Genomic DNA, 21,609 nt, shown 5'->3' on the forward strand with positions numbered 1-21,609 from the left:
GGCTGTACACATAGATGCCATTTCTTTTTTCAATGCAGAAGAAGTAACGTTTTTTAGTGTTTGACCGATTTTACAGGGCAGACCCATCCCGCTCCCGGAAATATGGAGGTTCGGGATTAGGCCTTGCCATAACGAAATCGATTATCGACAGCCACAATGGGACGATTGAAGTGAAAAGTGAAATCGGCAGAGATACTGTTTTCCTGATCAGGCTTCCTGCCCCGGATTATTCGTTAGACGAGTGAGAAAATTTCTTCAGCCGATATTGGAGGCTTTGTCTGCTGATGCCAAGCTCCTGAGCAGCTTTCGAGATGTTATGGCCGTGTTTTCTTAACACGTTCTCTATCACATATTTTTCGAAGCTCTCCATTTTTTCTTTTAAGTCCGCGGCCGGCTGGTGTCTTGGTGTTTCCGGCTCTGGGATGTCAGCCGGCTTGATTTTCATGCGGTATTGATAGGGCAGATGGGAGGCCGTAATCGTTTGCTCGTCCGTCATGAAATTCATTGCGCCTTCGATCATATGCTCAAGCTCGCGAATATTTCCCGGCCAGTCATAAGAAAGGAAAAATTGCTTCACGTCATCGCTGATGTGTTCAACATTCATTTGGAACAGATGGTTGTTTTTCTGGATGAACTCCGACGCGAGAAGCAAAATGTCTTCTTTTCGTTCCCGAAGCGGCGGTATGATCAGCGTCACGACACTCAGCCTGTAATACAAGTCCTTCCGCATTCGTTCGCCTGCAATTGCATCAATTGGATCTTCATTCATCGTGGCAATAATACGGACGTCAATCGGTGTATCCTTTGTCGAACCGATGCGCCTGATTTTCCGTTCTTGAAGGGCGCGCAACAGCTTCGCCTGAAGGCTGAGATTCAGCGAGTTGATTTCATCTAACAGCAGCGTCCCGCCGTGAGCTTGTTCAAACAGGCCGGGCTGGTCGACAGCGCCGGTAAACGCGCCTTTTTTCGTCCCAAACAAAATGCTTTCCACAAGGCTGTCTGGCAGTGCCGCACAGTTTTGCGAAATAAACGGGCCGCCAGAACGATCGCTTCCATTATGGATACTTTGCGCGAACAGCTCTTTTCCCGTGCCGGTTTCGCCTGCGAGAAGGACAGATGATGACGTGCGGGTTGCACGCTTGGCGTTTTCGATGACGTCTTGAATGGCCGGGCTGGTGCCGAGGATGCTGTCAAACGTATAGGTTGTGCTGCCTTTTTTGTTCATATTTTCCCTGATCAGCCGTTCAAGCTTTGTCACATCCTTGGCAATTTCAACGGCGCCCTTGATTTTGCCGTCCTGGACGATGGGATATGTATGATTGATCGTCGTAATTTCCTGGCCTTTATTATTGAAATAGCTCTGTTTGACGTTTTTAATCGTCTTGCCTTCCTGAAGAGCCTGTACCAGTGTGCTGTCCTGCTGCTTTGAAAACATAAACACATCCATCAGGTTTTTATTCAAGACGTCATGCTTCTCCATATCTTCAATCTGCATCATTTTATTGTTATAAACGATTGTGTTTCCATGCTCGTCTACCACGTGCAGGCCAACATCGATTTCATCTAAAATACTCTGAAAAACCAATGTGAGGAATTCGCTGTCTTTGACCACTGTATGAACCTCCCTCAATTATTTTCTTAATATTGCTTCTATTTTATAAAAAAATGGAGAGGATATGCAAAAGAATTTTGCACTTGCTGGAATTTTTGCTCGAAATATCAGAATGTTTTTGCACCTTGTCCTCGAAAATTGTAGAAAACACACGAATTCTTGATTTGGCACAGAACTTGCATTTATATAAAGGGAAAGCAGGATAACATGTTGAAACAGAAAACAAGGGGGAATTCAAATATGTCAGCTTTATCTAAATCCAAAGAAATTATTGATCAGACGTCTCATTACGGAGCCAACAATTATCATCCGCTCCCGATTGTTATTTCTGAAGCGCTGGGTGCTTGGGTAAAGGACCCGGAAGGCAATGAATATATGGATATGCTGAGTGCTTACTCTGCGGTAAACCAGGGTCACAGACACCCGAAAATCATTCAGGCATTAAAGGATCAGGCTGATAAAATTACCCTCACGTCACGCGCGTTTCATAACGATCAGCTTGGGCCTTTTTACGAAAAAACAGCTAAACTGACAGGCAAAGAGATGATTCTGCCGATGAATACAGGAGCTGAAGCGGTTGAATCTGCAGTGAAAGCGGCGAGACGCTGGGCGTATGAAGTGAAGGGCGTAGCTGACAATCAAGCGGAAATTATCGCATGTGTCGGGAACTTCCACGGCCGCACAATGCTGGCGGTATCTCTTTCTTCTGAAGAGGAATATAAACGAGGATTCGGCCCGATGCTTCCGGGAATCAAACTCATTCCTTACGGCGATGTGGAAGCGCTTCGACAGGCCATTACGCCGAATACAGCGGCATTCTTGTTTGAGCCGATTCAAGGCGAAGCGGGCATTGTGATTCCGCCGGAAGGATTTTTACAGGAAGCGGCGGCAATTTGTAAGGAAGAGAATGTCTTGTTTATTGCGGATGAAATTCAAACGGGTCTCGGACGTACAGGCAAGACATTTGCCTGTGACTGGGACGGCATTGTTCCGGATATGTATATCTTGGGCAAAGCGCTTGGCGGCGGTGTGTTCCCAATCTCATGTATTGCGGCGGACCGCGAGATCCTAGGCGTGTTTAACCCTGGCTCACACGGCTCAACATTTGGCGGAAACCCGCTTGCATGTGCAGTGTCTATCGCTTCATTAGAAGTGCTGGAGGATGAAAAGCTGGCGGATCGTTCTCTTGAGCTTGGCGAATACTTTAAAAGCGAGCTTGAGAGCATTGACAGCCCGGTCATTAAAGAAGTCCGCGGCAGAGGGCTGTTTATCGGTGTGGAATTGACGGAAGCAGCACGTCCGTATTGTGAGCGTTTGAAGGAAGAAGGGCTTTTATGCAAGGAAACGCATGATACAGTCATTCGTTTTGCACCGCCATTAATCATTTCCAAAGAGGATTTGGATTGGGCAATAGAGAAAATTAAGCACGTGCTGCAAAACGCATAAATCCGCACCATGGCGGGATATTCACTTCGTTTGTATAAATTTACAACAGAAAAATCAGCACTCCCTATTTGCTCAGCTACAGTATTTTAGTATAATGTATCTTTATGAGAAGAAGTGAATTTTATATTAAATAGATAGAGACTCTTTGGACAGCAAACTGGGATAGCACCATGCAGATGTTCCAGCTTAGATCCAATACAAGTTGCTGAAGGGGTGCAGAATGTGAATACAAACCAAGATAACGGAAATCAGCTCCAGCGGACAATGAAATCACGCCATTTGTTCATGATTTCATTGGGCGGAGTGATCGGAACCGGTTTCTTCCTTGGAACCGGGTTTACCATTAACCAAGCGGGACCGCTCGGCGCGGTTCTGTCCTATTTAGTGGGCGGCTTTATCATGTTTTTGACGATGCTCTGCTTAGGAGAGCTGGCAGTCGCCTTTCCTGTGTCGGGGTCCTTCCAGACCTATGCCACGAAATTTATCAGCCCGGCCTTCGGGTTTGCGTTCGGCTGGCTGTACTGGCTCGGCTGGGCGGTTACATGCGCCATTGAATTTTTATCAGCGGGGCAGCTGATGCAACGCTGGTTTCCGCATATAGACGTATGGATCTGGTGTCTGGTCTTTGCGGCACTGATGTTTATTTTAAATGCGATCACCACAAAAGCCTTTGCGGAATCTGAATTCTGGTTCTCAGGCATTAAAATTTTGATTATCCTTTTATTTATTATTCTCGGTGGAGCTGCCATGTTTGGCCTGATTGATCTGAAGGGCGGAGAGCAGGCGCCGTTTTTGACACATTTTTATGAAGACGGGTTATTTCCGAACGGCATAAAGGCCATATTGATAACGATGATTACCGTGAACTTTGCGTTCCAGGGAACTGAGCTGATCGGGGTTGCGGCCGGAGAAAGTGAAAACCCTGAAAAAACGATTCCGCGGTCGATCAAACAGACAGTATGGAGAACGCTTGTCTTCTTTGTGCTTTCAATCATTGTCATTGCCGGCATGATTCCGTGGAAACAGGCGGGTGTCGTGGAAAGTCCATTTGTTGCCGTATTTGAGCAAATCGGAATCCCATATGCAGCTGATATCATGAACTTTGTTATTTTAATCGCGCTGTTATCTGTTGCGAATTCAGGTTTATACGCATCAACGCGTATCCTGTACGCGATGGCGAATGAAGGACAGGCCTTCAAAGCGCTCGGCAAAACAAATCAGCGAGGTGTGCCGCTGAACGCGTTAATTGTAACGATGGCTGTGGCTTGCCTGTCGCTTCTGTCAAAAGTGGCGGCGGCTGAAACCGTATATATGGTGCTGTTATCATTGGCGGGCATGAGTGCGCAGGTCGGCTGGATCGCGATTTCGCTTTCCCAAATCATGTTCAGACGCAAATATATCCGTGAGGGCGGGAAGATAGAAGATTTGAAATTTAAAACACCGCTGTACCCGGTGCTTCCGCTGATCGGCCTAACATTAAATACGGTCGTGCTCATCAGCCTTGCATTTGATCCGGAGCAGCGTATCGCGCTGTATTGCGGCGTACCGTTTATGATCATTTGCTACATCATTTATCATGTCGTCATTAAAAAACGCCAGCAGGCAAATCGTCAGCTAGAGCTTTAAAAACGTTGTCCGCAAGTCATCTTTGTTAGAACCCGCATAGGACATTATCTTATATGTTGAGGTGGAATCACAGATGGATAAAACGATTTCGGTTATTGGAATGCCAATGGATTTAGGACAAGCACGACGCGGAGTAGATATGGGCCCGAGTGCCATCCGGTACGCTCATCTGATCGAGCGGCTGTCAGACATGGGGTATACGGTTGAAGATCTCGGTGACATTCCGATCAACCGTGAAAAAATCAAAAATGACGAGGAACTGAAAAACCTGAATTCTGTTTTGGCGGGAAATGAAAAACTCGCGCAAAAGGTCAACAAAGTCATTGAAGAGAAAAAATTCCCGCTTGTCCTGGGCGGTGACCACAGTATTGCGATCGGCACGCTGGCAGGCACAGCGAAGCATTACGATAATCTCGGCGTCATCTGGTATGACGCGCACGGCGATTTGAATACACTTGAAACTTCACCATCGGGCAATATTCACGGCATGCCGCTCGCGGTCAGCCTCGGCATTGGCCACGAGTCACTGGTTAACCTTGAAGGCTACGCGCCTAAAATCAAACCGGAAAACGTGGTCATCATTGGCGCCCGGTCACTTGATGAAGGGGAGCGCAAGTACATTAAGGAAAGCGGCATGAAGGTGTACACAATGCACGAAATCGACCGTCTTGGCATGACAAAGGTCATTGAAGAAACCCTTGATTATTTATCAGCATGTGATGGCGTCCATCTGAGCCTTGATCTGGACGGACTTGATCCGAACGACGCACCGGGTGTCGGAACCCCTGTCGTCGGCGGCATCAGCTACCGGGAGAGCCATTTGGCTATGGAAATGCTGTATGACGCAGGCATCATTACCTCAGCCGAATTCGTTGAGGTTAACCCGATCCTTGATCACAAAAACAAAACAGGTAAAACAGCAGTAGAGCTCGTAGAATCCCTGCTAGGGAAGAAGCTGCTGTAATAGAAAAACCCCCGCACCCGCGGGGGTTTTTCATTTATCCAATCATTTTCTCAGCGACTTTCATCTCCTGTGAGTGGGTTTGATGGTCCGCAATAAACCAACCTGATAAAATCACCGCTGCGACGCCTGCGCCAATCAGAAATCTTTTCATTTATATAACCTCCGTTCGTTTAATCAGTTCTTCAATCTGTAATGCTTCATAAAAAAAGTGGGCAGCTTCTTTGTAAAGCTCAAGTTCCCTATACCGTTCGCCAGCCAAAATGGAAAGTTCTCTTACACTGTCATACTCTTTCTCGGACAACAAGTCATCCATATGTTGTTTGCATAAGTGAAACGTTTCCGCATGACCTCCTTCTGCATAAATGGCATATAAAATGTCTATTTTTGCCTCACATATTCTATTCGGCTCAGCAGTCAATTTTTCCTTCACGTCTTGGTAATAAGATAAGGCCTGTTCTTTCTTTTTGATCTTAAACAGCTCTCGTATCAGCAAGTAGGCAGAATGATAATAATAGGCGGAGCGGGCATACTCATCGTTCTGTAAGGCTTCCTCTAATTTCGAAACCGCTTCTTCTGATTTGCCGCTTTGCGCATGAAGAAGGCCGAAGTTATGCAAAAGCTGGGCTTCAAAAAAATGATCCTCTAATTCACTCGTGATCCGAATTGCTTCGTCCAAATAAGCCTCAGCTTCTTCAAACTGGCTCATCTCTGTAAAATTGCCTGACATGGTAATCAGCGCTGAAGCCAGCTTCTTTTTATAATCAGTCTCTTCCCTGAACGTTTTGACCGCTTGCCGTGTATGATTGAGAGACACAATATTTTGTCCCAGCTTATAATAGAGCTTTCCGACCTTCAGGTGAAATTCGGCTTTCTCAATCGGATCGGGAATGTTGTCGAGATACTGCTCTGCATCTTTATACAGCCCAATGGCAATATCATAATTATTTTTATAGGCCTCATACATGCCTTCAAACAGAAAAAAGTAATATTTCAGCATGTCAGACGTAGCATTCATATGAGAAGGCTCCTCATGCTGAAAGCCCTGTCCTCTCGCCTCGTGAAGCAAAACCTTGTGGCGCAGTTCCAATAAAGAGAAGTAGGCCAGCACCTCCTGATCCTCTTCCATGTCATCCAATAAAGGCTTCACTTCTTCAAATAAACGGGAGGATTCTTCAACTTCATGTTTCTTGATAGCAAGGTACCAATCGTTAAGCATGCTAGCGATTTCTGCGGGTGCGATCTTATTCATGTGAAACTCCTTTCTCTAGTGACTTATCAATCTCAGTTGCTTATTCTGATAGTAACACCTCTTTCTATTTTATGTAAAATCCTCTAGTCAATATATGAAGGAGAGATGATATGACAATTATGCTGAGCCCTATGCAGACAGAAGAATTTCGGTCTTATCTCACATACACAACAAAGCATTACGCGAAAGAAAAGGTAAAAGCGGGAACATGGCTGCCTGAGGATGCACAGCTTTTGTCTAAGCAGGCGTTTTCTGATCTGCTTCCGAGAGGGCTGGAAACACCCCATCATCATTTGTGGAGCCTCAAGCTGAATGAAAAGGATATCGTTGGCTGGCTCTGGATACACGCTGAACCTGAGCATCCGCAGCAGGAAGCATTTATTTATGATTTCGGGTTATATGAACCGTATCGGGGAAAGGGCTACGCAAAGCAAGCATTGGCGGCATTAGATCAAGCGGCACGCAGTATGGGAATCCGCAAGCTGTCCCTTCATGTCTTTGCCCATAATCAGACGGCGCGAAAGCTATATGAGCAAACCGGATTTCAAGAAACAGACGTAGTGATGAGCAAGAAGATTTAATGAAAAGGGCCTGATAAAGGCCTTTTTCTGTAAATGATTTCTAAAAATTCTGTAAATAACCTAGTTACTTTCCTTATTTTCCTAATATAATGTGGGTGAGGAAATTACCTTTCCTACATTCACAAGAAAAGAGGAGATGTAATGAAGTTGAAGAAACGAGTGTCGATGTTTTTGGTAGCGCTTACAATGTGCGGCGGCCTGTTTGTTTCTCCCGCCAAAGCCGTAAAGACCACAAATTATGCGGAAGAAATCGCCGCACTGCAGCCAGGCACGACACCGGAAGAAATCATGAAATCTGCCAGCCAGATTGCCAAACAACAGCACGTAAAGCAGGATGTTATCCTAAAACAGTTCTATAAGGAAATCACGGCTGATAAAGCAGCGGGAGACCAGCTTGCCAAGGAAAGCGGCATGTCTATCATGGGCGGCTCGTCCGGCACGAAAAAACTCCCGACAAGCGCGAAAGGCAATATCTATTACACGAACTCCTACACAGCCTACTACAATCACGGCCACGTCGGCATGTACTCCGCCGCTGACAAAATTGTTGAATCTGTCCCGAGCGACGGCGTCAGGCAGATCGCTTATAATGCCAGAGACGTGGAAGACAACTCCATTGTGCAAACCGTCAGCGTATCCTCATCTCAAAAAACAGCTGCTGCCGACTGGGCGGTATCAAAAGTCGGCGACCCATACTCATTTAACTTCGTCAATAACAGAAATACCGGCCATGACGGCGCCAAAAACTGTTCAAAGCTCCTATGGTCTGCCTTTTTGCTGAAAGCAGGCATTGATATAGACAGCAACGGAGGCTTAGGCGTGTATCCGCGCGACATCACAAGTTCTTCGTATACGACAACTATCATGACCATTTACTAAGGAGAAGGATATGAAAAAGTGGATGATTACCATCGCCATGCTGATTCTCGCAGGAATCGCACTAGTTGTCTTCATTTCTCCTCTCAAAAACCATAAAACCGTGAGTCAGCAGGATCTCAGAAACCCCGATTTCCTGGATGACAAAGAAGTCCTGCTGTATTTTTCATCCTCTGCGGATCAAGATGCATTTGGCGGCGGGAAAAGCTACGCCCTGTTTATCAGCCAGGACGGGACGCTGTCTTCCTTTAAGATGAAGGGCCTTGAGCTGGGCTCAGCCAAGGTTCACGGCGACAGTGTGATGCTGGAGGACAAAAACAAGATTTATACGATCAAAAACGGTCTGCGCTCCCATAAAAGAACCTATCAGCACACAGGCGACAGCGCAGGCTTTCTGCAAAACACGGATGGCTTTTACACCTTATACAACTCCGGCTACGACAAAAAGGGAGACGGATACCGCTCAGAGCTGTACCGCCAGATGGACGGAGAGTGGAAAAAAGACATCATCCCCTACTACATCCGAGCCTCCGGTTTCCATGATGGCGCCATTTATGCACTCGTCCCGACAGATGACGAAAAAGGCTATCAGCTCCTTCAGATTCAAGCAGATCAAAGGAAGCTCACTTATCACAAGATAACGGAATGGCAGTACCGGGAAGGAGCCTCAGTCGAATCCCAGCTTGCTGTGGACGACCAAGCTGTTTATGTCATGGTTCGCGGCCAAAAAGCCCGCAATCTTTATCAAATGGTCAAGATCAACAAAAAAAGCGGCAAAGTAGAGCTGCACGATATCGCCGAATACAAAAACGACGAACAAACGATATACAGCTCCATGCCCTTCAGCTTTAAAAACAGCTTTTTTCCTTATGACGGGAACCTGTATTTCATTGACGGCTTCGGAAAGGTACACAAAATCGATGCCAAGACAGGAAAAACAAGCATCGCCTTCACCCTTTCCCGAGACAAAATGAAAGCCGATTTCAAAGAAATCACCCAAAAAGGCAGCAGCCTCTATTTCTTCACATACACGTATAACAAGCCTGCATACATTGAACAGTACAGTCTGAAAACAGGAAAGAAAGTGAAGGAAAAAGAGATTGGGAAGGTAAAGGAAATCGTGACGCCGAAGAGTCATTTGAAGCTGTATGATTTTGAGGTGATGAAGGGGTTTTAAGGGCAAGGAGGTTTGTATGGGAACTATCGCCGTTTTATTTATCGTTTTTGGTTTTCCGATCATCGCAGGTGTATTTGGTATAGCGGGTCATTTTTTATTTAAGAGGTTTTGGGTGGCACCGCTCATCGTCCTTATCGCGAGCTTGATATTGTTATTTACGTTAGCTTCGGGCAATAGCTCATTCATATTTTGGGTTGTTATGTATACGGCAATTGCGTTGGTAACCAGTATTGTCACATTATTTCTCAGGAAATTTTTTAATTGATCTCTAATTATGAAGAGACTGGTGTGAAGTCTCTTTTTTTGTTGAACCGAAATTTGCAGAGGATTTTGGGCATGGTTTAGAAACGAATCTAAAGGAGGAATTACATGCGCACCAAACGGGTTATTCTTCTGGCAGTTATGATCAGCCTGGTTTCGGCCATTACTGTGTTCTTGTTAAATGGATGTAAAGTCGACTTCTTAGACATCGGCGGAACCATTATTGGCTGCTTTCTTGGCATATTTGTCGTTATAAGAATACAGAAAAAACAGTCGTGATAAAGGGAAAGAGTCATGCCGAACCGAAGTCATGATCAAGGACGCAAAGTCCAAACACATGCATGGGAGGAATGACGTTGACAGGAAACAAAGCGGTTGTGTACAAAGGCAATGAAACTGTAGCGGTGGAGGATATCGGTTATCCGGAGTTAATCTTAAGGGACGGGCCCGGCGTTCCGAAGGCGAATGTGAATCGAAAATGTGAGCATGGGGTTATTCTCAAAGTCATTACAACCAACATTTGCGGAAGCGACCAGCATATGGTCAGAGGCCGCACAACGGCGCCTGAAGGCTTGGTGCTCGGGCATGAAATTACGGGAGAAGTCATTGAAACGGGGCGTGATGTTGAATTTATCAAAAAAGGAGATATCGTATCTGTTCCTTTCAATATTGCCTGCGGACGCTGTGTGATGTGCAAAACGCAGAAAACGCATGTGTGCCTGAATGTCAATCCGGACCGGCCGGGATCGGCTTACGGCTACGTCGATATGGGTGGCTGGGTCGGCGGCCAGTCGGAATACGTCATGGTGCCGTACGCTGATTTTCAGCTTTTGGTGTTCCCTGATAACGAACAGGCGTTAGAAAAGATTCTCGATTTGACCATGCTGTCCGACATTTTCCCGACCGGCTTCCACGGAGCTTACACAGCGGGCGTGCAAACAGGTTCAACCGTCTATATCGCGGGAGCGGGGCCAGTCGGCTTAGCAGCCGCTCACTCCGCTCAGCTCCTAGGCGCCTCCACCGTGATTGTCGGAGATCTGAACGAAGACAGACTGGCACAGGCGAGAAGCTTCGGCTGTGAAACGGTCAACGTACAAAAACACGACCGCCTCGGCGAGCAAATTGAACAAATACTAGGTGAACCAACCGTTGATGCCGCAGTGGACTGTGTCGGCTTTGAAGCATACGGACACGGCAATCAAGGAGAAGCGCCTGCCGCCGTGCTGAACTCGATCATGGACGTCACCCAGGTCGGGGGCAGCCTTGGCATTCCAGGCTTATACGTGACCGAAGATCCCGGCGCAAAGGATGCGGACGCCAAAACAGGCTCATTAAAAATCCGCTTCGGACTCGGCTGGGCCAAAGCCCACACCTTCGTCACCGGACAAACGCCCGCCATGACATACAACCGCAATTTGATGAAAGCGATTCTGAGCGGCAGAGCGCAAATCGCAAAAGCCGTCAACGCCACTGTCATTTCTTTGGACGACGCGCCAAAAGGCTACAGCGACTTCGACAAAGGCGCAGCCAAAAAATTCGTCATCGACCCGCATGGAACACTGAAGTAAAAGAAAAAGCCGGACGTTCTCAGAACGCCGGCTTTATTGCTGATAATCCGTTTCTTCAAAGCGGTTTCCCGTTTCATCCTGTACGATGAATTCCCCTTCGATTTTGTCCAGTCCAATCAAAATATAAGGGTTTTTCTCATTTGCCGTAGGAGCAGGTTTTCGTTTCACAGTTACAATCGTTTCTTTAGGTGAGAATTTGACGTCTGACACTTCAAGCTTCTTATCTTTCTCGCTGCTTCCGAGAGACACAATAACCATTTTTCTCCCTTCTAAAATGGTGAAGACTTGATATCCTTTTACATCATCATGTATTTGAAGGTAATTAGCGTATATTTCTAAGTCTGGACTGCCTTCACCGATTCGATCCTTCTCCAACACCCAATAAGACGGCTGACACCCAACAAGCAGCAATATGATCACAAAAAGCCAAACCCATCTAAAACGCAAATGCAAACCTCCCCACACATCGGTTACATCCAAACTAACACACGAGCGAAATAGAGTCATCAACAGCTTGTTTGTCGAATTGTGGATAAAACTCAGCCCGAAGCACTACTAACATGTGAATAAATAGGTTATATTGAGAAGAGAACAATTGTAAAAATGGAAGAAACATCGGAGGATTTGAACATGAAACAAGCGTATTATTCCTGTGAAGAACACATCGAAACGGTGCTGGATATGTACATAGACGACCACGAGCTGCCGCCCGAAATCAGAAAAATCGAACATACTAACAGTTTATCCACAGCCTGTGAATTATGTGGAGACCCCGCAGTATATATAGTGGGGAACGAATGATCTTACACAAAATACAGAAAAGATATCCACAATTGTGGACAACATATATGAATAACTTGTTTCTAAAGTGGGGATGACCTGTGAATATCAATATTGTGACAATCGGAAAACTAAAAGAAAAATACCTCAAGCAAGGCATTGAAGAATACACCAAACGACTTTCGGCCTACGCAAAAATCGACATCATCGAACTCCCGGACGAAAAAGCACCGGAAAACCTAAGCGACCAGGACATGAAAATCATAAAAGACAAAGAAGGCGACCGCATCCTATCCAAAATCAGCCCCGACGCCCACGTCATCGCCCTCGCCATCGAAGGAAAAATGAAAACATCCGAAGAACTAGCCGATACAATAGATAAGCTGGCTACATATGGAAAAAGCAAAGTCACCTTCGTCATCGGCGGATCACTCGGATTGAGTGACGCGGTAATGAAGCGAGCGGATGAGAAGCTGTCTTTTTCAAAAATGACGTTTCCTCATCAGTTAATGCGTCTCATACTAGTCGAGCAGATTTATCGGGCTTTTCGGATTAATCGTGGGGAGCCTTATCATAAGTAGCTTCAAACGAACTTTTTGTTAGAAAGAGTGTCAATATCTTGAGACTCAAATATTGGCGTTATCTCAGGTGTTGCTTCCAACTTTAACAACAAGTAACAGGGGAGTGACAACCTAATCAATCTCCTTTAAAGTGGAAGGAAGAGAAAGAAATCATTTAAATTCCCCTAAAGAAATAACTTTATAAATATATTTATTGATAGAATTAACTTAGGACATTTTTACTGTATGGAGGGGGAAAATTGTTCACAAAAGATAGTTTGACATTGGATGATTTATTTGCAATACATGGATTTAAACCAAATGAGGGTCAACGGGAAGCAATTTTTTCACTGGAGGGTCCTCTATTTTTAATGGCAGGTCCTGGTTCAGGAAAAACAAGAGTTCTTTTGTGGAGAACAGTTAATGCAATTGTTTTTCAAAATGTATTGCCAGAAAGAGTCTTTTTATCAACATTTACAGAAAAGGCCGCAAAGCAAATAATAGACGGATTACAAACGATTTTAGGGACCGTAACTAATCTTACAGGTGTTCCCTATGACATTTCAAGAATGTATATGGGGACCGTACATTCACTTTGTCAAAAAATAATTAGCGATAGACGGTTTATCAAAAATCGTTCAAGAATTAAACCCCCTATTCTTATGGATGAATTAGACCAATATTATTTTATAAATTCAAGTTCATTTTGGAAATTAATTGAGGATTTGCTTCATGTGAAAGAGGATGAATGGCGTTCAGATATGAAGCAATACTTTGGGAAGCGTTCAGAATCACGTCATGATACAGCTTTATCAATCATTTCAATATTTAATAGATTTTCAGAAGAAAACCTTCCAATTGAAACAATTAAAAGACATGCAACCAATAAGCAAGATGAAATATTGCTCCAAATTGCAAAGTTATATGAATGGTATAAGAAAAAACTCAATTCTAATAATATGGTGGATTTCTCACTTCTTCAGCAAAGAGCTTTACATCAATTGCTTGAAAGTGAGCACGTTATATCTGAATTTGAGCATGTTGTAATAGACGAATTTCAGGACACAAATCGAATTCAAGAGCAACTATTCTTTCGGTTAGCAAAGGGAAATAAGAACCTTTGTGTGGTTGGTGATGATGACCAAGCCTTGTATCGTTTCAGAGGTGCGACCGTTGAAAACTTTGTTCAGTTTCCGCAAAGAAGTCAATTGTATCTACAAACACCACCAAAAGAAATAAAGTTAAACATTAATTATCGTTCAAAAAAGCAAATCGTTTCAACTTATACGAACTTTATTGATAAGGTGAGCTGGGTAAGGGAAAACGGTGATGGATACTACAGATTACATGATAAGGATATCCAAGCATTTAAACAAGACAACGACATTTCGGTTATAACGACCACTCCTTCAAAATCTGAGGATGTAGCAGAGGAAATCGCTCAATTTGTTAAAAAACTTATTGACGAAAAAAAGGTTGAAGATCCAAACCAAATTGCATTTCTTTTCCCTGCATTAAAAAATAATCAGCATGTAAAACGAACGAAGAGGGCTTTAGAAAAAGAAGGAATTAAAGTATATGCTCCAAGGGCAGGGCGATTTTTAGAAGTAGAAGAAGCCAAAGCCATGTTCGGTATCTTTACAAAGGTAATTGGAAGACCTGCAAGGCAAGACTTTTCAGGTGCATATAAAGACTACCATGATTGGTTAGATGTAATAGAAAGTGAAGCAAAAGAATTAATACAGAAAGATGAAAAACTGGAGCGGTTTATTGCTGTAAAGACAGAAGAATTGAAAAGGTGTAAAGAGGACTATATCCGATTATTAAAAGTGGTCAACGATAATGGCTGGACTTTAAAAGATAACTATATCCCTCAGTCACATAAACGGATATTATCGAAAACACCGTTAATCTCCCAACACACCATTAGGGGATTAGGCTCAAATAGATTGGATAAAATTATTGAGCAAAGAAATAAGGAAGGGAAGCCTTTCAGTTTGCAATATATTCTTAATCGAGCAACTTCAGTAGACTGGAATGTTTTAGACTTATTTTATCGTTTGTGCGGATTCCCATATTTTTCGCAAATGTTTAAACTTGCGGAAGATGGATTAGATGAAGGACCAATATGCAATTTATCCATGATTTCGGAGTATTTATCACGATATATGGAGCAATCTGCCTCTGTAATTACTGGTTCAAGACTGATTGAGGATCATCTTGCGAATGATTTATTTGGGCGTTATGTTTATGGATTATTTAGATTAGGAGAAACCGAAGTAGAAAATGATGAAACTCCTTTTCCAAAAGGTCGTGTGGCATTTTTAACAATTCATCAGTCTAAAGGATTGGAATTTCCTTATGTGATTCTTGGAAACCCTGGAAAAAAGAATCAGAATGTACCCAGAGAAGAAGAGATTGTTAGACCCTTAATTGATGGTGATAATGAACCATTAGAGCGTATCCCTGAATTTGATACAATGAGATTGTTCTATGTGGCATTATCACGAGCAGAAGAGATGCTAATTATCAGTCATTTAAGAGGAGCTGGGCAAAAGGTTGAACCAGCATTTAAGCAATTAATAGAAGAAATGAAATATCCTCAAATACCCAACGTAGTCGTATCGGACATGCCTAAAGTAGAAGCGAAGGAAGCAGAAATTCCGAAAGTTTATTCATACACAAGTGATTATTTGATGTATTTAAAATGCCCAAGGAATTACATGGTGTTTAAAAAATACGGATTTGTTCCTTCTCGTTCGCAAACTATGTTGTTTGGGTCTTTGGTTCATCAAACGATCGAAGATATCCATAACCAAATCATTTCGTTAAGAGGTGATAGAAATGAATAATGATGAAATGTTAAAATTCATTGAGGAAGCATTTGAAGAGAATTATGAACTGTTGAGATTGGAAGGGGGACATTCATTGTCCCCTCATGTCAAAAGAATGGCTTTAGAACAAGTAAAACAATATTGGAAAAAACTTAGAAACCTTGCTGAGAATGTTTCCGATACAGAAGTAAGACTGACTCTTCCACAGCAAAAAACACCATCGGGAAAATCTTATACGATTCAAGGTGTAGTGGACGTTGTGAAAGAGGATGACAAGACGGTTATGTATGATATTAAAACCCATGATGTTGATTTTGTTCGATGTAATAAAAAAGATTATGAAGGACAACTCAACATCTATGCTCATATTTGGCAATCTGTACGGGGGCAACATTTAGATGGTACTTCCATTATCGCTATCGGTGAAACAGAGGGACTAAGAAAAGCAAAGCAACGGGCATCCCAAGCTAATAATGAACAAATTTTAGAAGAAGCCATTACGGAATGGAATCCAGAAGTGCCAATTGAATTAGAGATGGGACAGGTAGAGGCTTATTTAGAATCCTTTGGAGAAGTGGTTGATATGATTGAAGGGTTTGAGTTCAGCCCACCGCCTGTTGAGAAATTACATTCTAAAGTTCAAGACAACAAAACATTTGCAGTACACGTTTGCCGAAACTGCGATGTACGTTTCTCATGCGAATCATTTAAGGAGTATGCTTTTTCCTCAAGTCGTGCAAAAAGCAATTTTTTAGCCTTTTATGATGATTTTGGTACTGAGCATGAAAGAGTGGAAGTAATAGAAGCGAATTTGGAAGAAGAGGTGTAAGGAATGCCTATAGAGGAATTAAAAAGACCTGAGCGAATTGACGAAGGTAGAATTGAAAAGTTAAAAGAATTGTTCCCAGAAGCATTTGGGGATGGAAAATTAAATGTTGAAATTCTAAGAGAACAGCTCCAAGGCTTGAGTGATGATCTAATTGAGGGGAAAATATTGAAGAGTTCTATGGGTTGCAATGGACTGGAAAAAAGGATGCAAGAAAACTGGCAATACTACCAGCAAACGGAACTTTAAGGAAAGCTGAAGGGGAAGGTGTTTCTGAAAATGAAACTAAAAATCTCTTTATTGAAGGTGATAATTTAGAGGTTTTACGTATTTTGCAAAAAAGTTACGCTGGTAGAATTAAAACGATTTATTTAGATCCTCCATATAATACAGGTAATGACTTTATTTATAAAGATGATTTTAAAGAACCAGTGGAGAAATATTTACAAAAAACATCACAAGCCGATGAAGAAGGATTGCTGACAAGTAATCCGAAAGCAAGTGGTAGATTTCATGCTAATTGGCTAAGTATGATGTATCCAAGATTAAAACTTGCGTGGAATCTATTGGCCCCTGATGGGATTATTTGTGTTTCTATATCTGATATTGAAGAAGCAAATTTAAGGAACATGTTAGATGAAATTTTTGGTGAAGAAAATTTCATTAATACAATATCTATAAAGTCAAAGGTAAACGCTGGTGCTTCAGGTGGTGGGGAAGATAAACGACTGAAGAAGAATGTTGAGTATATTCATATTTATACCAAAAATATTGATGAACTTGATCCTTTAGCTAATTTATACCAACATACTGATTTAATGAACTTAATTTCTGAAATGAGAGAAGAAGGACAAAGTTGGAAGTACACAAGTGTTTTAGTTGATTTAGGTGAAAGAAAAAAAGTTGCTACGACAGTAGATGGTGAAAGCAATCCTATTGATATTTATATAAGAGAAAATATTAAAAGAACTACAGTAAAACAATTAATGCGTGAAGAAGGTTTATCCGAGGAAGAGGTATATAAAAAATACCTTGATAAGATTTTTTCAGATACAAATGCCCAATCAAGTATAAGAACCAGAGTAATTGAAGCTACAGGTAACTTGAAAGAAGGGCAGATGTACGAAGTTGAATACGTACCGAGATCAGGAAAAATGAAAGGGCAAAAAGTAGTCCATCATTATATAAGTAATACTGTAAGAAGGGTTATATGGTTGAGTGATGTAGTTGATAAAGTGGATGATAATTTATATAAAAAAGAAAGACTTAGTACATTATGGGAAGATATAGATTTTAACAATGTAGGGAAAGAAGGAGGTATTCCTTATCCAAATGGAAAAAAACCGATTGAGCTAATTAAGAGATGTATCAAGTTAAATGATGATGGTAACGGTATTATCTTAGACTTTTTTGCAGGGTCAGGCTCAACAGGTCATGCAGTATTGGATATGAATACTGAAGATAATGGAAAACGGCAATTTATCTTAGTCCAACTACCTGAAGTTGCAAATGGTACGGATTTTGAAAAAATATCTGATTTATCAAAACAGAGATTGAAAAACAGTATAGCCCAACTAAATGAACATGATAACAATGAGAATCAATTAGATAGAGGATTTGCAGTTTATAAAATGAACAAATCTAATATAAGAAAATGGGAGGTTTTCCAAGGAGAAAGTTTAGATATACTAAACCAAAAATTGGATTTGTTTACATCAACTCCTTTTATTGAAGAAGCTAAAGATATAGATATTGTAATTGAATTAATGTTATCACAAGGTTTCCCTCTTGATAGTAGTGTAAAGGTGGTTGAGAAATTATCTAATTCGCTGTGGATTGCTCAACATAAAGATGTTCCATTCTCTTTAGTTGTTTGTCTGGATGAAAAATTACAAGCTGAGACAAGTAGATTCTTAAATGACGAATATGAAAAAGGCACATTTATTTGTCTTGATAATGCTTTATCAAACGAACAAAAGATTCTCCTAAGTGAATCAATGAATGTAAAAACATTTTAATGGAGGTGGACTAATTGGTGAAAAAACTTACTTTACAATATAATCCTGATCAACAGTTCCAGTTAGATGCCATTTCCAGCGTTGTTGATTTGTTTGAAGGAGTACCCTATCAAGAGCAGGTTGACTTACCTGTAGGGACAATGAATGATGTTACTCCCAACTTTCCTGCTGATGAATTTTTAGACGAGATTATGTTGTTTGAAAATCTCCAAAAAGTTCAAGAGGGTAATAACGATGAAAGTCGTGGAAGTGAACTGGAATTCTCAGATGACTTGTATGTTGATGATGGAATGGTACTTGAAGTAGCAGGGAACGATTCAATTCGTGTTCCGCACTTTACGGTTGAAATGGAGACAGGGACAGGTAAGACATATGTATATATTCGGACAATGTATGAATTGAAAAAGAATTATGGGTTTACAAAATTTATAGTTGTTGTCCCAAGCATTGCTATTTATCAAGGGGTTATTAAGTCTCTTAAAACAATGAGAAGTCACTTCCGTCAGTTATATGATAATCAAGATGTAGCAGTTATTGAATATGATAGTGCGAAATTAGGAGAGTTAAATACTTTTACTAATAGCAGTGATTTAACCGTAATGGTGATGACGATAGATTCATTTAATAAAGCGAGTAACAATATTTTTAAGCATACAGAGAAACTTCAAGGTGAATGGAAACCTTATCAGTATATACAGGCAACACGACCAATTGTGATTTTGGATGAAGCCCAAAACTTTGAAACAAACAAAGCAAAGGAAGCAATTCGTACGCTAAAACCTTTATTTGTTTTAAGATATTCAGCAACCCATCGGGAAACACCGAACTTAGTGTATCGACTAACACCAATTGATGCTTTCAGGAACAACTTAGTTAAGCAGATTGAGGTAATTGGGATTTCTGAATTGGGGAATCTAAATGAGGGAATTCTTCGTTTATTAGAAATTAAGAGAAACCCAATGACTGCTGTATTAAGGGCTTTGGTGTTAGATAAGGGGCAGTTGGTTGAAAGGGACATTTCCTTAAAACAAGGGGATGACCTGTTTGTTAAAACGAAAAACCCTGATTATGAGCAATTTGTTGTTGAAGATATTCGATACGGTCGAAATGAAGAAGATCAGTTGGTTGTATTTGAAAATGGTGTAACCCTATCTGTTAGTGACTCCATGTTGTCGAAAGAAAGTATCTTTAGAGCACAAATTGAAAGAACAATAAGCGTTCATATGCAACGCCAACAAACATTAAAGGCCCAAGGAATCAAGGTGCTTTCTCTGTTTTTCATTGATAGAGTAAAGAACTATACTGCTCATGATGGAATGATAAAGAGACTATTTGATGAAACTTTTGAACGATTAAAACGTCATTACGATGATTTTAAGGATTTATCTGCAAACGAAGTGCGACAAGGTTACTTTTCAAAACCAAAAGCAGATTCTCCTGAAGAAGAATCAGTTGATACAGAGGGTAAAAACCAAAAGCAACGTGAAATGGAAAAACAGGCTTTTGAGCTAATAATGAAAGATAAAGAACGTCTTTTAAGTTTTAGTGAACCAGTTTCATTTGTATTCGCCCATTCTGCATTGAAAGAAGGGTGGGACAATCCGAATGTCTTCCAAATATGTACGCTTAATCAAACAAGTTCAACAATGAAAAAGCGTCAAGAAATTGGACGGGGATTGCGGTTATCTGTTGATCAAGAAGGTAAAAGAGCGGAAAACCACGATATTAATATTCTAACAGTTGTGGCAAATGAGCAATATGAATCATTTGTATCCAGACTACAACAAGAATACATTGAAGATGGAGTGGATGCACCACCAGCTCCTAAGCCACCTGAACCAAGTGAGGTAAACAGAAGAGACGATATTTATAAGTCGGAAGAGTTTAATAAATTTTGGAGAAAACTAAATAAAAAGATGTCTTATAAGGTATCAGTAGACACTGATAAACTAATTCAACAGTGCGTTGAAAGGCTCAATATTGCAAAATTCCCTTCTCCTTTAATTGAAATAACAAAAGGCCGCTTTATCATGTGTGAATATAAAATCTCTCTTGTTTCTGTTGAAGGTGGGAGTGCAAAACTAAAAATCGAAATGGAAGATTCAAGAGGGGAAAAAAATCATTACGAATTTGTAGTAGAGGCTAACGATGACCTTAAGAAAAAGACAAAAGATGAACGCCTACGTGGATTTAAAGTGCTCCATATGGGTGAATTATATGGAGAACCTTATGTAAAGTTTGCAAATGAAATTACAGTAAAGAAATTTGAGCCATTTAAATTTCAAACTGAAAAAGCTGAGAAGCCTAAAAAGCAAGTTGAACAGGCTGAAAAGTCAACCTACCCAATTCCAGACTTTATTACTCGAACTGCAAATGAGACCAACTTAACGAAGAAAACAATTGTAGACATTTTTAAACGTATTAATAAAGAACAGACGGAAAAGATCTTCTATAACCCTGAAGGATGGATTTCAACGTTCCTTTCTGAAATTCGTATTACGTTAAGTGACCATATTGTTGATAATATCGAATTTGAAATTGACGATAATACAGAAGTCTATGAATTAGATACTCTTTTCCCTGAAATGGTTAAACAACCTCAAAGAGAACTAATTGAGGCTGGTAAAGCAGGCCTGTACGATAAAATTCAGGTTGATTCCGATGTTGAACGTGAATTCATTGAGAATCTAATCAAACCAGATGTGGAGAAAGATAATACAATTCTTTATTTTAAGTTCCCACCTAAGTTCAAGATCTTGTTACCAAAAATAATCGGAAACTATAATCCTGACTGGGCAATTGTGAGACGGTATAACGGAAAATTAAAACTTGAGTTAGTGAGGGAAACAAAAGGTGGAGTTAAACTGGAAGATCTACGTTTTCCACAAGAAAAGCGGAAAATATTATGCGCAATGAAATACTTTGAAAAAATTGGAGTTAGTTATAAAGTAGTAACTTCAACAAGCCATGACTGGATGCAACTAAATGAAGCAAAACAGTTGAGTTTTAAAGAAAATTAAGGTTTACAACGCTAGACAATTGATTATTATTTCTTATATAAAAATGCTGATTAGTCTCAGCATTTTTTCTTTTAGAAAAGGCTAAAATAGTGTTTGCTTGATCACTTAAAGCCAGCTCATCTGATGTTTTTGATTAACTGTCTGTCAATGTCTCGTTGGTTTTGCAATGCATTGAAATGAAGAATTCTTTCCAAAACTCTTTATTCACAAC

General features: G+C 41.3%; 20 protein-coding genes and 1 pseudogene. 17 read left to right on the forward strand and 4 right to left on the reverse strand.

Annotated elements, in window-relative coordinates:
• Window positions 1-56: 56 nt before the first annotated feature.
• Window positions 57-245: pseudogene (locus ACQVGT_RS00435) on the forward strand (ATP-binding protein); the annotation flags it as partial.
• Here the strand turns inward: ACQVGT_RS00435 and rocR are convergent.
• The gene (rocR, locus tag ACQVGT_RS00440; protein WP_015385164.1) at window positions 227-1,612 is read right to left on the reverse strand and encodes an arginine utilization regulatory protein RocR; all 1,386 of its coding nucleotides are present in this window, start codon (window positions 1,610-1,612) and stop codon (window positions 227-229) included. The pseudogene ACQVGT_RS00435 and the gene rocR overlap by 19 nt on opposite strands.
• A 240-nt stretch (window positions 1,613-1,852) precedes the next feature.
• Here rocR and rocD point away from each other — a divergent pair, with 240 nt between their 5' ends.
• From rocD to rocF, 3 genes are all read left to right on the forward strand, one after another.
• On the forward strand, window positions 1,853-3,058 hold the full coding sequence (rocD, locus tag ACQVGT_RS00445) for an ornithine aminotransferase (RefSeq protein WP_015483955.1): 1,206 nt from the start codon (window positions 1,853-1,855) through the stop codon (window positions 3,056-3,058).
• Window positions 3,059-3,280: 222 nt separating this feature from the next.
• Window positions 3,281-4,684, forward strand: a complete 1,404-nt coding sequence (locus tag ACQVGT_RS00450) for an amino acid permease (protein ID WP_015483954.1) — start codon at window positions 3,281-3,283, stop codon at window positions 4,682-4,684.
• A gap of 73 nt (window positions 4,685-4,757) precedes the next feature.
• Complete coding sequence (gene rocF / locus ACQVGT_RS00455) at window positions 4,758-5,648, forward strand: arginase (RefSeq protein WP_003226959.1); 891 nt, start codon at window positions 4,758-4,760, stop codon at window positions 5,646-5,648.
• Between the two features lie 34 nt (window positions 5,649-5,682).
• Here the strand turns inward: rocF and ACQVGT_RS00460 are convergent, their stop codons facing one another.
• Window positions 5,683-5,799 carry a Phr family secreted Rap phosphatase inhibitor gene (locus tag ACQVGT_RS00460; RefSeq protein ID WP_003226961.1) on the reverse strand — a complete coding sequence of 39 codons (117 nt, stop codon included), beginning with the start codon at window positions 5,797-5,799 and terminating at the stop codon, window positions 5,683-5,685.
• Window positions 5,800-6,897, reverse strand: coding sequence for a response regulator aspartate phosphatase RapG (rapG, locus tag ACQVGT_RS00465; RefSeq protein WP_003243386.1), 1,098 nt, complete (start codon window positions 6,895-6,897; stop codon window positions 5,800-5,802).
• Window positions 6,898-7,007: 110 nt separating this feature from the next.
• Between rapG and ACQVGT_RS00470 the strand changes: the two genes are divergently transcribed.
• The 6 genes from ACQVGT_RS00470 to fdhA all read left to right on the forward strand — a co-directional run bounded on the left by ACQVGT_RS00470 (window position 7,008) and on the right by fdhA (window position 11,360).
• Window positions 7,008-7,478: a GNAT family N-acetyltransferase gene (locus tag ACQVGT_RS00470; protein WP_015483953.1), complete on the forward strand. Its 471-nt coding sequence runs from the start codon at window positions 7,008-7,010 to the stop codon at window positions 7,476-7,478.
• 141 nt (window positions 7,479-7,619) lie between these two features.
• Window positions 7,620-8,357: a YiiX/YebB-like N1pC/P60 family cysteine hydrolase gene (locus ACQVGT_RS00475; protein ID WP_015483952.1), complete on the forward strand. Its 738-nt coding sequence runs from the start codon at window positions 7,620-7,622 to the stop codon at window positions 8,355-8,357.
• 10 nt (window positions 8,358-8,367) lie between these two features.
• Window positions 8,368-9,531 carry a YycP family beta-propeller protein gene (locus ACQVGT_RS00480; protein ID WP_015385159.1) on the forward strand — a complete coding sequence of 388 codons (1,164 nt, stop codon included), beginning with the start codon at window positions 8,368-8,370 and terminating at the stop codon, window positions 9,529-9,531.
• A 16-nt stretch (window positions 9,532-9,547) separates the two neighbouring features.
• A complete protein-coding gene (locus ACQVGT_RS00485; protein WP_015385158.1) occupies window positions 9,548-9,796 on the forward strand; it encodes a DUF2651 family protein in 249 nt (82 codons plus the stop codon).
• Window positions 9,797-9,900: 104 nt separating this feature from the next.
• Window positions 9,901-10,071: a hypothetical protein gene (locus ACQVGT_RS00490; RefSeq protein WP_014481459.1), complete on the forward strand. Its 171-nt coding sequence runs from the start codon at window positions 9,901-9,903 to the stop codon at window positions 10,069-10,071.
• Between the two features lie 62 nt (window positions 10,072-10,133).
• Window positions 10,134-11,360: a formaldehyde dehydrogenase, glutathione-independent gene (gene fdhA / locus ACQVGT_RS00495; protein ID WP_080109050.1), complete on the forward strand. Its 1,227-nt coding sequence runs from the start codon at window positions 10,134-10,136 to the stop codon at window positions 11,358-11,360.
• Between the two features lie 33 nt (window positions 11,361-11,393).
• Here the strand turns inward: fdhA and ACQVGT_RS00500 are convergent, their stop codons facing one another.
• Window positions 11,394-11,807: a hypothetical protein gene (locus ACQVGT_RS00500; protein ID WP_015483949.1), complete on the reverse strand. Its 414-nt coding sequence runs from the start codon at window positions 11,805-11,807 to the stop codon at window positions 11,394-11,396.
• Window positions 11,808-11,990: 183 nt separating this feature from the next.
• Between ACQVGT_RS00500 and ACQVGT_RS00505 the strand changes: the two genes are divergently transcribed.
• From ACQVGT_RS00505 to ACQVGT_RS00535, 7 genes are all read left to right on the forward strand, one after another.
• A complete protein-coding gene (locus ACQVGT_RS00505; protein ID WP_003219122.1) occupies window positions 11,991-12,161 on the forward strand; it encodes a CxxH/CxxC protein in 171 nt (56 codons plus the stop codon).
• Between the two features lie 80 nt (window positions 12,162-12,241).
• A complete protein-coding gene (gene rlmH, locus ACQVGT_RS00510; RefSeq protein ID WP_003226975.1) occupies window positions 12,242-12,721 on the forward strand; it encodes a 23S rRNA (pseudouridine(1915)-N(3))-methyltransferase RlmH in 480 nt (159 codons plus the stop codon).
• A gap of 239 nt (window positions 12,722-12,960) precedes the next feature.
• Window positions 12,961-15,552, forward strand: a complete 2,592-nt coding sequence (locus tag ACQVGT_RS00515) for an ATP-dependent helicase (protein WP_015483948.1) — start codon at window positions 12,961-12,963, stop codon at window positions 15,550-15,552.
• Window positions 15,545-16,363: a PD-(D/E)XK nuclease family protein gene (locus ACQVGT_RS00520; RefSeq protein WP_015483947.1), complete on the forward strand. Its 819-nt coding sequence runs from the start codon at window positions 15,545-15,547 to the stop codon at window positions 16,361-16,363. Before ACQVGT_RS00515 ends, ACQVGT_RS00520 begins: the two co-directional genes overlap by 8 nt.
• A 3-nt stretch (window positions 16,364-16,366) precedes the next feature.
• Window positions 16,367-16,609 carry a hypothetical protein gene (locus tag ACQVGT_RS00525; RefSeq protein ID WP_491798033.1) on the forward strand — a complete coding sequence of 81 codons (243 nt, stop codon included), beginning with the start codon at window positions 16,367-16,369 and terminating at the stop codon, window positions 16,607-16,609.
• Entirely contained in the window at window positions 16,546-18,378 is a 1,833-nt protein-coding gene (locus ACQVGT_RS00530) for a site-specific DNA-methyltransferase (RefSeq protein ID WP_491798034.1), read from the forward strand. Before ACQVGT_RS00525 ends, ACQVGT_RS00530 begins: the two co-directional genes overlap by 64 nt.
• Window positions 18,379-18,392: 14 nt before the next feature.
• Window positions 18,393-21,398: a restriction endonuclease gene (locus ACQVGT_RS00535; protein ID WP_015483946.1), complete on the forward strand. Its 3,006-nt coding sequence runs from the start codon at window positions 18,393-18,395 to the stop codon at window positions 21,396-21,398.
• The last annotated feature ends 211 nt before the right edge of the window (window positions 21,399-21,609 follow it).

It is taken from the genome of Bacillus sp. SCT118 (assembly GCF_058566435.1).